The organism is Rossellomorea marisflavi (genome assembly GCF_022170785.1).
GTDB classification, from domain to species: Bacteria; Bacillota; Bacilli; order Bacillales; family Bacillaceae_B; genus Rossellomorea; species Rossellomorea marisflavi_B.
Map to the genome: position 1 here is coordinate 3,947,113 of NZ_CP081870.1, position 17,913 is coordinate 3,965,025.

A 17,913-nucleotide genomic window follows, 5' to 3' on the forward strand; every position below is an offset into this window, starting at 1 on the left:
ACCCACATTATACGGATTTCGCGAACGTCTTTTTGAATCCATCGATGGCTGCTGCCATAGCGCTGTCTTCAGGAAGACCTTTCGTTGTGCGGATTTGATCCAACAATTCTTTATGGTTGTGGTCGAGCCAGCTTAGCATTTCACCTTCGAAGCGACGGATATCCGCAACCGGAATATCATCAAGATGACCCCTTGTAAGCGCGTAGAAGATCATGACTTGTTTTTCAACCGTTAATGGCTTGTTCAAGTCCTGTTTCAATACTTCTACTGTACGCGCTCCACGGTTCAACTTCGCCTGTGTCGCTTTATCAAGGTCGGAACCGAACTGAGAGAATGCTTCAAGCTCACGGAACGCTGCAAGGTCAAGACGCAGGGTACCGGATACTTTCTTCATTGCTTTGATCTGTGCGGATCCACCTACACGTGATACGGAAAGACCTGCGTTGATCGCCGGACGTACACCGGAGAAGAATAGGTCAGATTGCAAGAAAATCTGTCCATCAGTGATGGAAATAACGTTAGTCGGGATATAAGCGGAGATATCTCCTGCTTGCGTTTCAACGAATGGCAATGCCGTGATGGAACCTCCACCTTTTGCATCGCTGAGCTTCGCTGCACGCTCCAACAAACGGGAGTGCAAGTAGAATACGTCACCAGGGAATGCTTCACGACCTGGAGGACGGCGAAGGAGCAAGGAAAGCTCACGGTATGCCGATGCTTGTTTAGACAAGTCATCATATACAACAAGTACATGCTTACCATTATGCATGAACTCTTCACCCATCGTGATTCCACAATAAGGCGCAAGGAATAGCATCGGTGCCGGTTGTGATGCAGATGCCGTCACGACGATTGTATAGTCGAGGGCACCATGCTTACGCAGTGTTTCCACAGCATTACGAACCGTTGATTCCTTTTGTCCGATTGCCACATAAATACAGATCATGTCTTGATCTTTTTGATTAAGGATTGAGTCGATGGCTACAGACGTCTTACCTGTCTGACGGTCACCGATGATCAATTCACGCTGTCCGCGTCCGATCGGCACGAGTGCATCGATCGCCTTGATTCCCGTTTGAAGCGGCTCATGTACGGATTTACGATCCATTACACCAGGAGCTGCGCCTTCAATCGGGCGTGTTTTCGTTGTAGGAATCGGTCCAAGACCATCGACTGGTTGACCCAGTGAGTTTACAACACGACCTACAAGTTCCGGTCCAACCGGTACTTCCATGATCCGTCCGGTACGACGAACCTCATCGCCTTCACGAATGTCTTTATAAGGCCCAAGAATAACGATACCTACGTTGTTTTCTTCTAAGTTCTGTGCCATACCCATGACACCAGTAGAAAATTCAACAAGCTCTCCAGCCATGACATTGTCGAGGCCATGAGCACGAGCGATACCATCCCCGATTTGGATGACAGTACCTACATCGCTTACCTTCATCTCAGACTGATAGTTCTCAATTTGCTTCTTTATCAGCGCGCTGATTTCTTCCGCCTTGATGCTCATGAATTTCACCCCTCATTTATACGAAAGTTAACGAACCAGTTCACGTTCCAGACGATTCAACTTACCGGCAAGCGTACCATCGAAGATCCTGTTCCCAATACGGATCTTCAAGCCTCCGAGGATGTTGTTGTCTATCACATTCTCGATTCTAAGTGATTGTTTACCTACTTTTTTAGCAAAAGATGTGGAAACGGCTGTTTTCTCATCTTCAGACAGTGGACGTACAGAGTACACGATGGCATCCGCGATTCCGCGTGCTTCGTTGGAAAGATCGATGAATGCATCGACCACTGCCACGACCTGATCTTCACGATGACGATCGGTCAGGAGTAATAATGTATTCAGGACAGGTGCAGAGACCCCCGCAAACGATTCCTGGATCAAGGTTTTCTTCTTGACCGCCGTAAGCTTCGGATTCTCAAGCAGACTGTTCAATTCTTTGTTTTCTGTAAAAACGGTTTTCACTGCGCGGAGCTCTTCTTCGATCGCTTCAAGTTTCAGTTGCTCCTGGGCGATTTGAAAGAGGGCAAGTGCATAGCGTTTTGCGACTGTGGAGCTGCTCATCGCTGATCTCCTGCCTCTTTGATGTAGTCGTTGATCAATTGTTCCTGATCTTCAACCGAAAGCTCCTTCTCGATAACCTTCGACGCGATCATGACAGATAGGGATGCCACTTGCTCACGCAGGGCAGCCATCGCTTGATCTTTCTGCGTCTCGATTTCGCGCTTCGCTGATTCTTTCAGGCGTTCTGATTCCTGGCGGGCTTCAAGGATGATCTGACTGCGTTGGTCATCCCCTTGCTTCTTCGCGCTTTCAATCAGGGTCAGGGCTTCCTGACGTGCCTCTTTCAATAGCTCACGCTGTTCTTCGAGGTACTTGCTTGCTTCCGTACGGCTCTTTTCTGCCGCATCGATCTCCCCTGCTATATGGTTCTCACGTTCTTGCATGATGCCCATCAACGGGCCCCAGGCAAACTTTTTCAATAACGCAAGAAGGACTAGAAACAGGACTAGCTGTACTATAATATCTCCACCTGTGAAGCCTCCTCCGGCTCCAAGGACAAATGCGTTTGATAGCACGCGGTTTCACTCCCTTCAAGAGTCAATGCCTTATATGGTACTGCCTTATTTAATGGCCGTGACGCCCCCATCCCCTGAGAGGTCAAAGGACCGCCCGACCTTTCATTCAAAGTCAGGGTGTAACTTTACATAAAGGAATGGCGAAGGTTCTCATCGAATGATCTTCGCCATTTAAACCTACTATTATCGATTCATTACGATGAACGCGATAACTACCGCGATGATAGGAATCGCCTCAACCAATGCAACCCCGATGAACATAGTAGTTTGGAGCATTCCGCGAGCTTCCGGCTGACGAGCGATCCCCTCTACTGTACGTGACACGATAAGACCGTTACCAATACCTGCACCTAGTGCTGCTAATCCGATTGCAATTGCTGCTGCTAAAAGACCCATTCCCATTTTAATTTTCCTCCTTTAAATGTATAGAAATCTGAGTTTAATATTGTTTTGTTCAAAAAGAACAGGGTATATATTAATGGTCATGACTAACTTTATGAGACATATAGACCATCGTTAACATAACGAAAATAAATGATTGGATTGCTCCAATGAATACCGAGAAACCTTGCCATGCAAGCGTCGGGATGATAGCTCCTATGAGACCACCGATTCCCTGGTGGGCTAAACCTGTAATCAATAGCGATAGCAGGATCTCACCCGCGTAAATGTTACCGTAAAGACGCAGACCAAGCGTCAGGGTGTTTGCAAATTCTTCAATGATCTTAAGCGGGAATAAGAAACCCATCGGTCTGAAGAAGTCTTTACCATACTCACTGAAGCCTTTCATCTTGATGGCGTAGTAGTGTGTCAACACAACAACCAGTACGGCCAGTGTCATTGTGACGACCGGATCGGCTGTTGGAGATTTCCACCAAAGTGTATGGTCGATCACGACCGAAAACGGAAGGCCTAGCATATTTGATACAAAAATATACATGAGGAGAGTAAGACCCAACAGATGGAAGCGACCTCCAGTCTTCCAATCCATATTACTCTTCACGATGTTCTTCACAAAATCCATAACCCATTCCATGAAGTTTTGAGCGCCCGTTGGCTTTAGCGCCAGTCTGCGGGTACATAACACGGCAATTAAGAATACGACCACGGTCGCCACCGTCATCATCATGACGTTTGCCAGGTTGAATGTAAGGCCCAAAAATTCAGCTGTAGGATTTTCATGTTGCAATGAAATTCACCTCTCTTCCCCGCTATTTATGTGGCTGTAGCTGCTGAATAAAATAATCTATCATAATAACAATATAAATTGTCATTAATCCAATGATCGCGCTGTACAAATGAAAATATTCTGGATACTCGATTGCGATGATTGCAACAAAAGCAGCTCCCGCCATCCTTGAGTATGTACCTAATGACCGGACCTTCTGACCTGCCACGACGGCATCCCCGAAGCGCAACGTTCTCCTCATGATCAGCCAGTGACTGAACAGACTTACGCTTGTCCCTAAGATGAGCCCAAGGAAAATAGACTGATAGGAAGTGAAACCCCAACCGAGGACGTAAAAGGAAAGGAGGAAAAGTATGTACTTCCGATGCCTGTTAAAGAGCTCTTGAAGTTCTGGCATTGACATTAATCTCCCGAATAGAAATGTTGGACTGTGCGAAGCATGGTGTAGATTCCTGTTGTTAACCCGAGAAGCAGTCCAATGATTAAGAATAGTGGTTCGGTGTCCCATAATCCATCCAGCCATCTCCCCCCGAAGATTCCGATTAACATGGAACCAACCAGCTGAGACAGAATGGCAGAATACAAGGCCACCCCTTGATACGGGCGTCGATTTGGTTGACGCATAGTGTCATCCCCACACAGGAATTATAGTGGAAAAACATAGATATAAAACCGTTTTCATTCTGTGGAAGTTTTTGTGAAAACCTTACCATTCTATATCCTTTGTAAGCATACAATAGGGTAAAATCAATGTCAATGCGTACAAAGTAAAAAGTCCACAACCTATCCGAGTGTTCCAATATTGTTCACATTTTAAACACAAAATAAGAAAAGCGGAAGGGGCTTGTTCTGATGCGATTCACAACAACCTAAATCATTCACTATGTATTCATTTATCCTACTTAACTATTCGTTTCACTCAACATTGCTCACCACTGAGCAAACTACCCGAGCATTAAGATACCACAGATTTCGGTGAGACAAAAGAGGAAACTACTGGTTTGTGCCTATTTTTTTACGAAAAAGAAAAAAGGTACACGCATGCAAGCGTGTACCTTCTATATTATATTCATTCATTTGGAGAGAATGAGTCTGGTCGATCTTCAAGATGACCGAAGTGATAGCGGATCGCTTGGGCAATCCTGTATGAAGCCAGTCCGTCTCCGTACGGGTTGGCCGCTTTGGACATGGAGCTGTGGGCTTCAGGATCGGTGAGAAGTTCATTGGCTAGCTTGTAAATGTTCTCTTCTTCATTCCCGGCGAGCTTCAGCGTACCTGCTTCGATTCCTTCCGGGCGCTCTGTCGTATCACGAAGCACAAGGACGGGCACCCCAAGGGATGGCGCTTCCTCTTGAACCCCTCCGGAATCGGTGAGGATCAAGTGTGCCCTGGAGGCAAAGTTGTGGAAGTCGATGACATCAAGTGGTTCGATCAAATGGATGCGGGGATCCCGGCCCAACACTTCATCCGCCACTTCACGTACAGCAGGATTCAAGTGCACCGGATATACCACTTGGATATCTTCCTGTTCTTCCACCAGGCGCTTGATGGCCCGGAACATATTTCTCATCGGCTGTCCGAGGTTTTCCCGGCGATGCGCCGTCAACAATACGAGGCGATCTGATCCGATTCGATCCAGGACCTCATGGTGATAATCTTCTTTGACCGTCGTCTTCAAAGCATCGATGGCCGTATTCCCTGTTATGAAGATGCTCTCTTCCTTCTTGTTCTCTTCCAGAAGGTTACGCGCCGATTTGTCTGTAGGAGAGAAGTGAAGATCAGCCATGACACCAGTCAGCTGGCGATTCATCTCTTCCGGGAATGGCGAGTACTTGTTCCAGGTACGAAGGCCAGCTTCGACATGACCCACGGCAATCTGATTATAATAGGCTGCCAAACTCGCCACGAAGGTGGTGGTCGTATCCCCGTGTACAAGGACAATATCGGGCTTGGCTTCCTTCATGACACGATCCAGCCCTTCGAGACCACGGGTCGTGACATCGATCAATGTTTGCCTGTCCTTCATGATGTTCAGGTCGTGATCAGGATTGATATCGAAGATGGACATGACCTGATCCAGCATTTGACGATGCTGGGCGGTAACCGTCACGATTGTTTCAAAGCTTTCCGGATACTTCTTCAGTTCAAGGACAAGTGGTGCCATCTTGATGGCTTCCGGCCTTGTCCCAAAAATGGTCATCACCTTGATCGGATTCGCCAATGATTTCATCACCCTTCTTATTTCGTTCCGTATAGACGGTCGCCTGCGTCACCGAGACCAGGTACGATATAGCCTTTTTCGTTGAGCTTTTCATCTAGGGCCGCAATGTAGATATCCACATCAGGATGCGCTTCTTTAATGGCTTCGACACCTTCAGGACATGCAACAAGACACATGAAACGAATGCTTTGGGCACCGCGCTTCTTAAGGGAATTGATTGCCTCGACGGCAGATCCCCCAGTTGCGAGCATCGGATCGACGAGGATGAAATCGCGCTCTTCTACGTCACTTGGGAGTTTCACATAGTATTCAATCGGTTTGAGGGTTTCCGGGTCGCGGTAAAGGCCGACGTGACCTACTTTGGCTGCAGGGATCAGCTTCAGGATCCCGTCAACCATGCCTAGTCCTGCACGCAGGATCGGTACGATTCCCAGTTTCTTTCCTGCAAGGGTCTTTGCCTGTGCAGGGCTTACCGGCGTTTGAACCTCGATATCTTCAAGGGGCAGGTCGCGTGTGATTTCGAATGCCATGAGTGTGGCAACCTCATCCACCAGCTCGCGGAATTCCTTTGTACCCGTTTCTTTATCACGGATGAATGTTAACTTATGTTGGATCAATGGATGATCAAATACGTATACTTTTCCCACTCGACTCTCTCCTTTAAGTTTGATTTATGTAAATAAGCGGTAGACTTCCTTTACACCTCTGATAATTGTACATAAAAGCGTTTTGAAGAGCAACACGGGATTCAGGGTGTAATCGAATCGTTACATATTCTACATGTTCTATGATTCTATCAGTCCAGCAAAAAGCCCCCCGACCATGATGATCAAAGGGGCTTGCACATTATTGCTCAGGATACAATTCGAATCGGCTGGTAAGATCCGTTACACGCTTGCGTGCTTCTTCCAGTTTGGTTTCATCCTCATGGTTTTTCAGTGTAAGGGCGATGATCGACGCGATCTCGTCCATCTCTCCTGCACTGAAGCCCCTGGATGTAACGGCTGCTGTGCCGATACGGATACCACTGGTAACGAACGGGCTTTCCGGATCGAACGGGATGGTATTCTTATTCACGGTGATGCCGATCTCATCAAGGACTTTCTCAGCTACTTTTCCTGTCAGGCTCAATGAGCGCAGGTCGATCAGCAATAGATGGTTGTCAGATCCTCCGGAAACAAGGTTGATTCCTTCTTTCGTAAGGCCTTCCCCAAGACGGGCTGCGTTATCAATGATGTTTTGAGCGTACTCTTTGAACGAATCCTGCAGTGCCTCACCGAATGCCACAGCTTTTGCCGCGATGACGTGCATCAATGGACCCCCTTGGATACCAGGGAAAATGGATTTGTCAATTTTCTTGGCAAACTCTTCTTTGCACAGGATCATGCCGCCACGTGGTCCGCGAAGCGTTTTATGTGTGGTTGTCGTAACGAAATCGGAATATGGTACAGGATTCTGGTGAAGTCCTGCAGCCACAAGGCCCGCGATGTGAGCCATATCCACCATGAGGTAGGCACCTACTTCATCGGCGATTTCACGGAACTTGGCGAAATCGATTTTGCGTGGGTATGCACTGGCTCCAGCAACGATGAGCTTTGGCTTATGCTCAAGTGCTTTCTGACGTACATCTTCATAATTGATCAATTGATTCTCTTCATCTACGCCGTACTCCACGAAGTTGTATTGAACCCCACTGAAGTTCACCGGACTGCCGTGAGTGAGGTGACCCCCATGGGACAAGTTCATACCAAGGACTGTGTCTCCCTGTTCGAGGATGGTAAAGTAAACTGCCATGTTGGCCTGGGCACCCGAGTGAGGCTGAACATTGACGTGTTCTGCGCCGAAGAGTTCTTTTGCACGGTCGCGGGCGAAGTTTTCAGCCACATCGACATGCTCGCACCCACCATAATAGCGACGGCCGGGATATCCTTCTGCGTACTTATTCGTCAACACGGAGCCCTGGGCTTCCATGACTGCTTCACTGACAAAGTTCTCTGACGCGATCAACTCGACCTTTGTACGCTGACGTTCCAATTCTTCTTGAATCGATGCATAAAGTTCCGGATCTTGCTTGGCAATCTTACTCATACGTATCCTCCTTCAATTCATGGACCCGGCTCTACCGGGCTTTGATTCATTCAATCACATTCTAACATGATTGAGCTAAAAGCGAAATAAAAAGAAGCATTTATTAAAAATGTTCGGTTTTACACAAAATCCCTTCTGAGAAAAAAGGTGTGTTCACATAAAAAAACACCCGAAAAAGGGTGCTTTTCACTCATAGACCGCACGGTTCCCACCGATCAGTTTAGGTCGGGTCCTCGCAAGGGTCACGTGGGCATGTCCGAGACTGCGCACGCTGACCCGGACCGGAACGGCCACGTGCTTCAAATGCATACCGATGAAGGTATCACCGATGTCGATGCCCGCATCGGCCTTGATGTGCTCAACGATGACGGGATCCTGAAAGCGATGATAAGCATGAGTGGCCATGGCGCCACCCGCTTTCCTCACGGGGACGACCGTGACTTCGTCAAGATTTTTCGTCTCAGCCGTTTCTCGTTCGATGACAATCGCCCGGTTCAAGTGTTCACAGCATTGAAAGGCAAGGGATACGCCTGATTTATCCGCGTACTCTTTTAGCTCTTCATAGATCAATTCAGCCGTATCGATGGTCCCTGCCGTACCGATCTTTTCCCCCATCACCTCGGAGGTAGAGCAGCCGATGACAAGGACCTGTCCTCTTCTGAGTGGAACCTGATCATGAAACTCCTGAAGAATGGTCTGAAACGCTTGCTTCAGTTGGGTGTGATCCATGATGACCTCTCCTCACTTCTCTTCGTAGCTTGTGATCTTTCCAATGCGGTTTGAGTGCCTGCCACCCTGAAATTCAGTCTGGAGCCAAGTTTTAGCGATTTCACGTGCAAGTCCCGGTCCGATGACGCGCTCACCCATGGCAAGGATATTGCTGTCATTATGTTCACGTGTTGCTTTGGCACTGAACACGTCGTGTACAAGGGCACAGCGGATCCCTTTTACTTTATTCGCAGAAATACTCATTCCGATGCCGGTTCCGCAGATGAGGATCCCTCGATCGAATTCACCATTGGCCACTTTTTCGGCAACCGGCAGTGCATAATCCGGATAATCCACGGATGTGCCGCATTCGCAACCGAAGTCTTCATACTGAAGGCCAAGCTCATCCATCAATGATTTTATTTCTTCACGGATATTCACACCGCCGTGATCGGATGCAATTGCGATCTTCATCTGTTCTCCCCCAATTCATTCTTTCCTTCTATTTTGCCACAGGCACCCCATTATATAAAGGAATTGAATTGTTTTTTTCTTTATATAGGAAAAGCACGGGAACCCCCGTGCTTTTTGGATCAAAGATGGAATTTTGTAATGGTTCCTTTGAGTGACTCCGCCTGTGATTTCAATTGATGGGCGAGCTCCTCCACGTTCTTCATGACGCCTGCCTGCTCATTCGTTGCTTCCGACACTTCTTCAGCTCCGGCGGACGTTTCCTCTGCAATCGCCGCTACTTCCTGAGACTGATTGGACGTGAGCTGGATGCTCTTCATCTGATCATCCACGAGGACAGAGATCGTCTTGACGGAATCGACGACTTCATGGATGCTTTTGGTCATATTCTGGATGACCCGATTGGTCTGTTCACCTTTATCCGCTTCCTTATTGGCGGTGGTCACTTGATCTGTAATCTTACCGACTACCAGTCCGACCTCGGTCTGGATGTTTTGGATCAATCCTGAAATGCCCTGCACTGCTTTTCCGCTCTCATCAGCCAGGTTACGTACTTCCTCCGCAACAACCGCAAATCCCTTACCGTGCTCCCCGGCCCTTGCCGCCTCGATGGATGCATTCAGAGCAAGCAGATTGGTCTGGTTGGCAATGTCCCCCACAAGCTGGATGATCTGCTCGACTTCCCGGGCGTGGCCCTCGAGTCGCTTCACAGCCTCAAGGGACGATTCATTCCCTGAAGCCAATCGGTTGATTCCTTCTACAAGTGAATGGATGACATCCTTACTCTCATTCAATTCTGCCACCATGGTTGCCGACAGCTTCTCAGATGATTTGGAATGATCCTGTACTTCCTGTGCAATGCGGATGACATCTTCAACGGATTCCGCCGTTGTCTGGATGGCCGCTGCTGAACTTTCTGCACCTGCAGAGATTTCGCTGATCGTCCTGGATACGGAATTGGCCTGAGTAGAGGCAAGTTCGGATGCGTCGGAAAGCTCCTGTACATACGTATTGGTCTTGCTGAAATTCTCGTCGATGCTCGCCACCATTTCCCGAAGGTTATGAAGCATCTTGTTATACGCCATCCCGAGGGAGCGGATCTCGTCATCGGATTTCGACAGTTCCACTTCTGTAGAAATGTCCCCATCCGCCGCTTTCAAAGCCGCTTGTTCCAGTCGTTGCAGAGGCTTATCAATATACCCTGCTGCAAGATACGCAAGGAACCCCGACCAGAAAATCCCCATTCCAAGAGTAGCGAGGGTAAACCAGAAATCACTTACATCAGATGCAAATGTCGGTTTAATGAAATAAATGAACGCGGCACTCGTCGTATACGTGATGATTGCCAGAAGTGTGGTGAATAGTACAATTTTCTTCCTGAGACCTTTCTTGGAGCCTTTCCCTTTAGCCATCCTTCTCTCTCCCTGTCTGCTTCACTCACGCTCCAGTTTGTCCATTAACTGACCGATCAAGGAATCCAGTTCGTTGTATGTATGCCGGTAGATTTCAACGCTGCCTCCATATGGATCGGAAACATCAAGGTTTTCCGGGTCCTCAAGGACGTATTCCTTCAGCGTGAAGATCTTATCGGCTATATGGGGATATTGATCTACGATCGCCCATTTATGGCCCTGTGTCATGGTGAAAATATATGAAGCCCAGTCCAGTTTTTCACGTGTGATGGAGCTGGATTGGTGCTTATGTATTATATCGTTCTCTTTCAGCACTTCTTTAGCTTGAATTGAGGCATCTGCTCCATCCATGGCAAATACGCCTGCGGATTTCACTTGGATTCCTTCGTGGTTGTTATGCTTCAGGATTGCTTCAGCCATAGGGCTTCGGCAGGTGTTTCCTGTGCAGATAAATAGAATATTCATTGGATCATCCTCCTTGTTACCTATTATAAATTAATTTCCATTTTGGACAAAGAGCATTCATGCTTATTCGGTTGGAGCGTTTCATGGCGGAGGTGGAAATGTAGTTTTTCTTCATGGGAGCCGTAGATGAGACGTTTCGTTTCTCTGCGGCCACCTGCTTTCCACGGGGAGGAAGTCGAGCCTCCTCATTCTTGCGGGGTCTCGATCTTTCCTCTTTTCCCGCTGGAGTCAGGTGGCCTTCGCTTCGCTTCACTCTTGGTGGAAAGGAGGATTGTACTTTTTCATCAAGGGATTGTTTGATCTAGGATAAGACATGGATAGCATGGATGTTGGCCTTTGCAAGTTTGGATGGCTCCCTTTGGTCTCAGCTGGATGAATCTGCATGATTCTCTTCCTCATGACGGCCGCAGATTGGACGTTCCGTTTCGCTGCGGCTGCCTGCTTTCCACGGGGAGGAAGTCGAGCCTCCTCATTCTTGCGGGGTCTCGACCTTTCCTCTATTCCCGCTGGAGTCAGGCTGCCTTCACTACACTTCACTACTTGGTGGAGAGGGGATTTTAATTCTATATGAGAATGGAATAAGGTTTTTGATGCGTTTTGGGAGCCAGCCACTTAGCCCTTTTTTAGATGGAGATTAAGATTCCAAGGATGGATTTCGCTCTCAGAATTCAAACTGAAAGCCTGGTCCGGTTTGTACCCCATAGTGGTGATAAGATACTAACGCTACTATCCTCCAAAGAGTGCAATGAAGCGGAGGGCGGCCGACTCCAGCGTGGATCAGAGGCAAGGTTGAGACCCTGGAGGCGTCAGCCGAAGCGGCTCAACTGCCGCCCCGCAGGAAAGCGGCCGCCCGCAGCGAAATGAAACGAACCACTCCAGCATCCACACACTCTGATACCATCAAAAGATTACCCTATCTACCGTAAAAATATAAACCTACTTTCAGGAAGTCCTTTCCCCTCTCCTTCCATAACTTAAAGCTTATATCTTTCAAAGAGTGCAATGAAGCGGAGGGCGGCCGACTCCAGCGTGGATCAGAGGCAAGGTTGAGACCCTGGAGGCGTCAGCCGAAGAACCGCCTCCCCGCAGGAAAGCGGTCGCCCGCAGCGAAATGAAACGAACCACTCCAGAACCCACACACTCTGATACCATCAAGAGGTTCCCCTACCTGCAATGAAGTGGTCGACCGCAGCGGCATTTATTCTATCAAGCTACCAAAAAGAAAAAGCCCCAAACAGGGACTTCAAAAAGGAAGAAGCAGCTTGATCCCGAATAAGAACAGGATGCTTCCGCCAAGTGCTTCGCTGTAGGTGCCGAGGACACCTTGGAATCGCCTACCAATGAGAAGTCCTGCCCATGTAAGGACAGTGGCGGCGAAACCGAAACAGGCGACGGCGGCAAAGGTTCTTGCTCCAAAGATCCCAAGGCTCAGTCCGACAGAGAAGCTGTCAAGACTGACGCTCAGTGCAAATAGGACGAGGCCGAATCCCACGGGTGAAACGAGCGTGGTTTCCTCCTCCTTGAAGCTCGAAAGGAACATCTGAATCCCAAGGACAATCAAGAGGATGCCTCCTGCATATGTAGCAAATGTCCCGAACGTGTTGGAAAGGAATTTCCCCGTCATCATTCCGAGCAGCGGCATCCACACGTGGAATATGCCGACCACGATACCGATATATAGGATCTGCCTAAGCCTAAGCTGGAACATTCCCATCCCGATGCCGATCGAGAATGCATCCATCCCAAGCGCAAAGGCCATCAGCATAAGTGTCACCAATTCTCCGATCATTGTCATTCTCACAATTCCTCCCCCGGACATGCCTATAGAGAAATGTATGCGTGTGCCGGAAGAATTAGACGAGCGTGTTTTGTCCAAACATAAAAAGACGCCCAGCAAATGAGCGTCTTTTCCTATAGCATTCTATGATTTTACCGAACCGCTCCCGACTACTTTTTTAACGGCCGCGGCCATTCCTTCGATCAGGATCGTTTCGATATGAGCAGCCACCCGTTCTGCGAGCCCATTCATTGCGTCAAGATCTTCTCCCCAGATGTCCTCTCGGGTGAGGATGGAACGGACAGCAGCAAGGATGGTGATCCTACCTTCCTCAATGGCCTGCCACGTGTCAAGAAGGAGGGTGTTTACTACCGGGTTTTCCCGCGTCTCATACTCTTCCTCGCCTCTTTCAGCTATCAGCCCTTTTTCCGTGGTGCGAATCGGCTTGTAGTATACGAGCAGGGCAGCGAGGGCGAGAACCAATGTTTCAGGAAGTTCCCCACGAACGGCATGGGTCTTCAAGCGGGGCAAAAGCCTCGATGTGTACTTGAAAAATGAGTTCATGCCGATATCGAGGAGGAAATGCTTATTATAAGGGTTCAAGAAGCGGTCCACGACTCCTGACGTAAACTCCTTCTTGACTTCTTCTTTCATTGGAAGGGCCTCCTGGATGTCCAGGAATCCCTGCTCAACGAAGGAGCGAAGGGAAGGGGTGGTCATCACATCCAGGACTGTGTCAGCCCCCGCCAGATATCCGACGGGTGTCATGAGGGTATGGGGACCGTTGAGGAGTCCCACCTTCAAGTCCCGCTGCTCCTGCACTCCGCCCCACTTCACATTGAGGCCGGCTTTGTGGAGGGGGAAGATTTCCTTGAATCGCTCATCGGCATCGATAGCGAACAGGTGATATGGTTCTCCTACCGTGATGAGCTCATCATCATAGCCGAGACGTTCTCGGTATTCGGCTTCCTGCCCCCGGGGGAACCCGGTGACGATCCGGTCGACGAGCGTGTCGCAGAATACATTCGAGTGGTCAAGCCATTCAAAGAAGGCCTCTGAATATCCCCAGTCTTCCGCTACCCTATGCACGATGGATTTGAGCTTCTTTCCATTCTCCTCGATCAATTCACACGGCAGGATGTATAACCCTTTATCCCCTGCTCCCTCGTAATGCGTGAACCGGTGGTGCAGGAGGGCAGCAAGTTTTCCGGGATACGAAAGGGGCGAAACATCACCTTCATACGGCTCCTCTTGGTAGACGATGCCGGCTTCCGTCGTATTGGACACGATGATCTGGAGGTCGGCAGATTCCACCGCCCGCTTCATGGCAGGCCAGTCTGAATAGGGGTTGATGCCCCCGCTGATGGATGAGATGACTTCATGATAATCGACGGTCTCTCCATTCTTACGGCCCCTCAAGACCGCCGTGTACAGATAATCCTGTGCGGCGAGCTTCGGCAGCACCTTTCCGTGGGGCGTCGGCTGCACGGCGATGACGGATCCATTGAAGACGCCCTGTTTGTTCATTTCCTGGATCATCCAATCGATGAATCCCCTAAGGAAATTCCCTTCCCCGATCTGCAGGACCTTGGCCGGAAGATGCCGATAGGATGAGCTGTTGGGTACTTCTTTACTAAGCTTCATACAAAATCCTCCCTTTACAGCGTGACGCCGTCTTTGAAAATGGAAATCTCTTTGAATCCCAGTCGTTCATTATGGGTGCGCGCTTCCCCTGATGCGAGGGTCTTGATGTAATCAAAGAACTCGTCGGCGAGCTCTTCCTTTCCCCTGCCTTCGATGAGCTGACCCGCATTGAAATCGATCCAATTCGTCTTCTTCTGGGCAAGAGCTGAGTTGGTGGAGATCTTCACTGTCGGTACAGGACCTCCGAACGGGGTTCCCCGTCCCGTGGTGAAGAGGACGATATGAGCACCTGCAGCCGTGAGGGCGGTGACAGAGACGAGGTCATTTCCCGGACCTTGGACGAGATGTAGGCCTTCACCTTTCGTGCGGTCCCCGTAGGCAAGGACATCGGCAATCTCCCCGAACCCGCCTTTTTGGATATTTCCTAGGGACTTTTCTTCAAGGGTCGTGATTCCGCCTTTTTTATTCCCTGGAGATGGATTCTCATAGACGTTCTGTCCGTGCTTCAGGAAGTATCCCTTGAAGTCATTGACGAGGTCGACGATCTTTTCGAACACCCCTTCATTTTTGGCCCGGCTCATGAGGATCTCTTCCGCCCCGAACATCTCGGGTACTTCCGTCAGGATGGTGGTTCCTCCTTCCGAGATGAGCCTGTCGGAAAATGCTCCGACGAGCGGGTTCCCGGTAATGCCGGAGAAGCCGTCCGATCCTCCGCACTTCAATCCTACTTTCAACTTTGAAAGGGGTACTTCCTGACGTTTGAATGTCTTCGCATAATCGGCAAGCTCTTCGATGAGTTCAAGAGATTCGGAGATTTCATCATCGGCACTCTGGACTTCGATGAACTTCACCCTCCGTGGGTCATAATCGCCTATCACCTTCTTGAATTCTTCAATGTAATTATTCTCGCAGCCGAGACCCATGACGAGAATGCCCGCAGCATTTGGGTGGTGGACGAGGCCGCTCAGGATCTTCTGAGTGTTATGAAGATCGTCCCCAAGCTGGGAACACCCGAATAGATGAGAAAAGCTGTGCACCCCATCGATCCCGTCGAATTGATCACTGGCCATCTTCGCCACCATTTCGGCCGTCTTATTGATGCAGCCCACCGTATTGATGATCCAGATTTCATTGCGGATCCCGACTTCCCCGTTTTCCCTGATATACCCTTGAAAGGTTTTGGTGGACGGCTTCGGAACGATCTTGTCATCTGTCGGCTTATAGTCATACTGAAGCGTCCCTTTGAGGTTGGTCACTACATTGTGAGTATGGATCCATTCTCCCCGCTCGATCGGCTCTGACGCCCTTCCGATCGGCATACCAAACTTGATAACGTTTTCATTTTCCTGTATCGGTTCCCTTGCAATCTTATGACCGGCCGGCACTGCTTCCCTCAGGATGACTTCCCTATCACCATCCACCACACGTTCGCCTGCTTCGAAATCCCTCAGTGCAATCAGGACATTGTCCCGTTCATGAATGACAATCGTTGAACTGTTCAATCCCATCTTCCCCCTCTTCTTGACAAAATAACAACGTTGTTATTATCATAGTATCATTCCTTTTTTCTGTCAATGAAGAGTTGTATCAGCAACGGGCAGAGAGATATAATGAAATCATCACAGTGCTGGAGGTTACCATGGGAGTCACAATCAAAGATATAGCAAAAGCGGCTGGGGTGAGTTTTTCCACCGTTTCAAAAGCGTTGCGGGATAGCCCGCTCGTCAAGGAACCGACGAAAAAGCGGATCACCGATATTGCCATGGAGCTCGGTTATCAGCCGAATGCAGCGGCGAGGAGCCTCGTCTCCAAGAAATCCCACACCATCGGGATCATCTGGCCGACCATCGAAGGGACCGCCCATTCTTCCCTTATCACCCGCCTGAATACTCAGCTCGAACAGCTCTCATACACGACCCTGATCTCCATCAACGAAAAAGAATTCGCCATCAATCTGTTCAACCGCTATCAAGTGGATGCCATCCTTTGTTTTGATGACAATCCGGAGCGACAAGCTGATACACCATCGGCCGTTCCTGTTGTCTCATACGGGATCGCCGATAAAGGAAGCTCCTCGCCGGTCGTAGACGTGCAGCGGAAAAAGGCCGTCTATATGGCGACCAATTATCTTTCCTCCATCGGGCACCGGTTCATCAGCTATATCGGAGTACTGAATAATCCGATACAGGATGAAAAGGCAAAGGGTTTCAAACTAGCGGCAGAAGGACTCGGACTCCCCGGTTTCACGCATCAGATCGTGGACGTTCAAAAGCTTGAACCGTACGATGGGTACGTCGCGGCCAAGGAAGTCCTCGAGAGCGGTGAACGCCCAACGGCAATCATCAGTGGGAGTCATGACCTTTCCAAGGGGATCCTGAGGGCTGCAGCGGAGTGCGGGATCAAGGTACCAGATGACCTCTCCATCATCAGCTACGACAACCTTCCCGACGAAAGCGACACCCCCATCCCCCTCTCGACGGTCGGTGTCCCCATGGATCACATCACATTACGCTTGACAGATGTCCTGATGGATGTCATCAATGAAGATGATATAGAAAAGGTCCTATTCCTGGAACCTGAGCTCAAAGTGACGGATTCATGCCGTCCACCATCCAACCATTAGGAGGAGAAACCATGTCATTTTCCATTTTTCTTGCAGGTGATTCAACTGTAGCGGACTATCCTGAAACTTCTGCTCCACAAGCCGGTTGGGGGCAAAAATTCCCGGCCTTTCTGGATTCGAGCATCTCGGTCCGGAATCATGCCGCTAACGGACGCAGCTCCAAAAGCTTCATCGACGAAGGAAGACTGGATGTGATCGAAAACGAAATCGCTGAAGGGGATTATCTCTTCATCCAATTCGGTCACAATGACAGCAAGCAGGATGAACGATTCACGGATCCTTTTACTACCTATAAGGAGCATCTGCTCCGCTATATCGAAACCGCAAGAGAAAAGAAAGCGCATCCGATCCTCATTACGCCCGTGGCGAGAAGGAAGTTCGGAAGCGATGGCACGGTGCTGGATACCCACGGGGATTACCCCGAAGCGATGAAGGACCTTGCACGGGAACAATCGGTCCCTGTCATCGACCTTCACAAGAGGAGCTTGAAGCTCTTGGATACATTGGGTCCGATCCGGTCCAAAGCGCTCTATATGTGGATAGACCCGCATCCTAATTTTCCAGACGGGGCCATGGATAATACTCATTTGAATGAAGACGGGGCGGGTGAAATCGCCGCGATTGTAAAGAAAGAACTTGAAGGGGTCGTGCCAGAGCTGACTCCGATCATGAAATAGAGTGATAGAAGAAGCCTGATCCCTTGCAGAGGATCAGGCTTCT

At 49.3% G+C, this 17,913-nt stretch carries 19 protein-coding genes; 2 read left to right on the top strand and 17 right to left on the bottom strand.

Translation table 11 applies throughout. From position 1 onward, the window contains the following. Positions 1-7: 7 nt before the first annotated feature. From atpA to K6T23_RS20460, 17 genes are all read right to left on the bottom strand, one after another. The gene (atpA, locus tag K6T23_RS20380; protein ID WP_056539151.1) at positions 8-1,516 is read right to left on the bottom strand and encodes a F0F1 ATP synthase subunit alpha; all 1,509 of its coding nucleotides are present in this window, start codon (positions 1,514-1,516) and stop codon (positions 8-10) included. Between the two features lie 27 nt (positions 1,517-1,543). Continuing rightward, positions 1,544-2,080 (bottom strand): F0F1 ATP synthase subunit delta, encoded by a 537-nt coding sequence (locus K6T23_RS20385; protein WP_053429628.1) that lies wholly within the window; start codon positions 2,078-2,080, stop codon positions 1,544-1,546. After that, the gene (locus K6T23_RS20390) at positions 2,077-2,595 is read right to left on the bottom strand and encodes a F0F1 ATP synthase subunit B (protein WP_053429629.1); all 519 of its coding nucleotides are present in this window, start codon (positions 2,593-2,595) and stop codon (positions 2,077-2,079) included. The genes K6T23_RS20385 and K6T23_RS20390 overlap by 4 nt, the downstream gene beginning before the upstream one ends. 183 nt (positions 2,596-2,778) lie before the next feature. Beyond that, the gene (atpE, locus tag K6T23_RS20395; protein ID WP_048004972.1) at positions 2,779-2,991 is read right to left on the bottom strand and encodes a F0F1 ATP synthase subunit C; all 213 of its coding nucleotides are present in this window, start codon (positions 2,989-2,991) and stop codon (positions 2,779-2,781) included. A 79-nt stretch (positions 2,992-3,070) separates the two neighbouring features. Beyond that, positions 3,071-3,784 (bottom strand): F0F1 ATP synthase subunit A, encoded by a 714-nt coding sequence (gene atpB, locus K6T23_RS20400; RefSeq protein ID WP_053429630.1) that lies wholly within the window; start codon positions 3,782-3,784, stop codon positions 3,071-3,073. Between the two features lie 22 nt (positions 3,785-3,806). Beyond that, complete coding sequence (locus tag K6T23_RS20405; protein ID WP_048004866.1) at positions 3,807-4,181, bottom strand: ATP synthase subunit I; 375 nt, start codon at positions 4,179-4,181, stop codon at positions 3,807-3,809. Between the two features lie 5 nt (positions 4,182-4,186). Next, complete coding sequence (locus K6T23_RS20410; RefSeq protein WP_048004865.1) at positions 4,187-4,408, bottom strand: AtpZ/AtpI family protein; 222 nt, start codon at positions 4,406-4,408, stop codon at positions 4,187-4,189. Between the two features lie 445 nt (positions 4,409-4,853). Then, a complete protein-coding gene (wecB, locus tag K6T23_RS20415) occupies positions 4,854-6,005 on the bottom strand; it encodes a non-hydrolyzing UDP-N-acetylglucosamine 2-epimerase (protein ID WP_156450686.1) in 1,152 nt (383 codons plus the stop codon). Positions 6,006-6,022: 17 nt separating this feature from the next. Further along, positions 6,023-6,652: a uracil phosphoribosyltransferase gene (gene upp / locus K6T23_RS20420; protein WP_048004863.1), complete on the bottom strand. Its 630-nt coding sequence runs from the start codon at positions 6,650-6,652 to the stop codon at positions 6,023-6,025. Between the two features lie 199 nt (positions 6,653-6,851). Continuing rightward, positions 6,852-8,093 (bottom strand): serine hydroxymethyltransferase, encoded by a 1,242-nt coding sequence (locus K6T23_RS20425; protein ID WP_238283159.1) that lies wholly within the window; start codon positions 8,091-8,093, stop codon positions 6,852-6,854. 186 nt (positions 8,094-8,279) lie between these two features. Next, positions 8,280-8,822: a TIGR01440 family protein gene (locus K6T23_RS20430; protein WP_056539161.1), complete on the bottom strand. Its 543-nt coding sequence runs from the start codon at positions 8,820-8,822 to the stop codon at positions 8,280-8,282. A 12-nt stretch (positions 8,823-8,834) separates the two neighbouring features. Then, positions 8,835-9,275, bottom strand: a complete 441-nt coding sequence (gene rpiB, locus K6T23_RS20435) for a ribose 5-phosphate isomerase B (protein ID WP_056539164.1) — start codon at positions 9,273-9,275, stop codon at positions 8,835-8,837. A 119-nt stretch (positions 9,276-9,394) separates the two neighbouring features. Continuing rightward, a complete protein-coding gene (locus K6T23_RS20440) occupies positions 9,395-10,684 on the bottom strand; it encodes a methyl-accepting chemotaxis protein (RefSeq protein WP_056539166.1) in 1,290 nt (429 codons plus the stop codon). A gap of 21 nt (positions 10,685-10,705) precedes the next feature. Next, positions 10,706-11,149 (bottom strand): low molecular weight protein arginine phosphatase, encoded by a 444-nt coding sequence (locus K6T23_RS20445; RefSeq protein WP_148985691.1) that lies wholly within the window; start codon positions 11,147-11,149, stop codon positions 10,706-10,708. 1,243 nt (positions 11,150-12,392) lie between these two features. Further along, a complete protein-coding gene (locus K6T23_RS20450) occupies positions 12,393-12,938 on the bottom strand; it encodes a manganese efflux pump MntP (RefSeq protein ID WP_238284489.1) in 546 nt (181 codons plus the stop codon). Positions 12,939-13,070: 132 nt separating this feature from the next. After that, a complete protein-coding gene (locus tag K6T23_RS20455; RefSeq protein ID WP_238283163.1) occupies positions 13,071-14,570 on the bottom strand; it encodes a tagaturonate reductase in 1,500 nt (499 codons plus the stop codon). A 14-nt stretch (positions 14,571-14,584) separates the two neighbouring features. Continuing rightward, positions 14,585-16,072: a UxaA family hydrolase gene (locus K6T23_RS20460; protein ID WP_238283164.1), complete on the bottom strand. Its 1,488-nt coding sequence runs from the start codon at positions 16,070-16,072 to the stop codon at positions 14,585-14,587. A 137-nt stretch (positions 16,073-16,209) separates the two neighbouring features. On the opposite strand from K6T23_RS20460, the gene K6T23_RS20465 reads away from it, so the two are divergent. Then, complete coding sequence (locus K6T23_RS20465) at positions 16,210-17,193, top strand: LacI family DNA-binding transcriptional regulator (protein ID WP_238283165.1); 984 nt, start codon at positions 16,210-16,212, stop codon at positions 17,191-17,193. 11 nt (positions 17,194-17,204) lie between these two features. Next, entirely contained in the window at positions 17,205-17,870 is a 666-nt protein-coding gene (locus K6T23_RS20470; RefSeq protein ID WP_238283166.1) for a rhamnogalacturonan acetylesterase, read from the top strand. Positions 17,871-17,913: the final 43 nt, after the last annotated feature.

Bases quoted from the DNA above. Each gene is read 5' to 3' on its own strand.
- atpA (WP_056539151.1), bottom strand. From the start codon at position 1,516: ATGAGCATCAAGGCGGAAGAAATCAGCGCGCTGATAAAGAAGCAAATT.
- K6T23_RS20385 (WP_053429628.1), bottom strand. From the start codon at position 2,080: ATGAGCAGCTCCACAGTCGCAAAACGCTATGCACTTGCCCTCTTTCAA.
- atpE (WP_048004972.1), bottom strand. From the start codon at position 2,991: ATGGGTCTTTTAGCAGCAGCAATTGCAATCGGATTAGCAGCACTAGGT.
- K6T23_RS20405 (WP_048004866.1), bottom strand. From the start codon at position 4,181: ATGCCAGAACTTCAAGAGCTCTTTAACAGGCATCGGAAGTACATACTT.
- K6T23_RS20410 (WP_048004865.1), bottom strand. From the start codon at position 4,408: ATGCGTCAACCAAATCGACGCCCGTATCAAGGGGTGGCCTTGTATTCT.
- K6T23_RS20425 (WP_238283159.1), bottom strand. From the start codon at position 8,093: ATGAGTAAGATTGCCAAGCAAGATCCGGAACTTTATGCATCGATTCAA.
- K6T23_RS20430 (WP_056539161.1), bottom strand. From the start codon at position 8,822: ATGGATCACACCCAACTGAAGCAAGCGTTTCAGACCATTCTTCAGGAG.
- rpiB (WP_056539164.1), bottom strand. From the start codon at position 9,275: ATGAAGATCGCAATTGCATCCGATCACGGCGGTGTGAATATCCGTGAA.
- K6T23_RS20440 (WP_056539166.1), bottom strand. From the start codon at position 10,684: ATGGCTAAAGGGAAAGGCTCCAAGAAAGGTCTCAGGAAGAAAATTGTA.
- K6T23_RS20445 (WP_148985691.1), bottom strand. From the start codon at position 11,149: ATGAATATTCTATTTATCTGCACAGGAAACACCTGCCGAAGCCCTATG.
- K6T23_RS20450 (WP_238284489.1), bottom strand. From the start codon at position 12,938: ATGATCGGAGAATTGGTGACACTTATGCTGATGGCCTTTGCGCTTGGG.
- K6T23_RS20455 (WP_238283163.1), bottom strand. From the start codon at position 14,570: ATGAAGCTTAGTAAAGAAGTACCCAACAGCTCATCCTATCGGCATCTT.
- K6T23_RS20465 (WP_238283165.1), top strand. From the start codon at position 16,210: ATGGGAGTCACAATCAAAGATATAGCAAAAGCGGCTGGGGTGAGTTTT.
- K6T23_RS20470 (WP_238283166.1), top strand. From the start codon at position 17,205: ATGTCATTTTCCATTTTTCTTGCAGGTGATTCAACTGTAGCGGACTAT.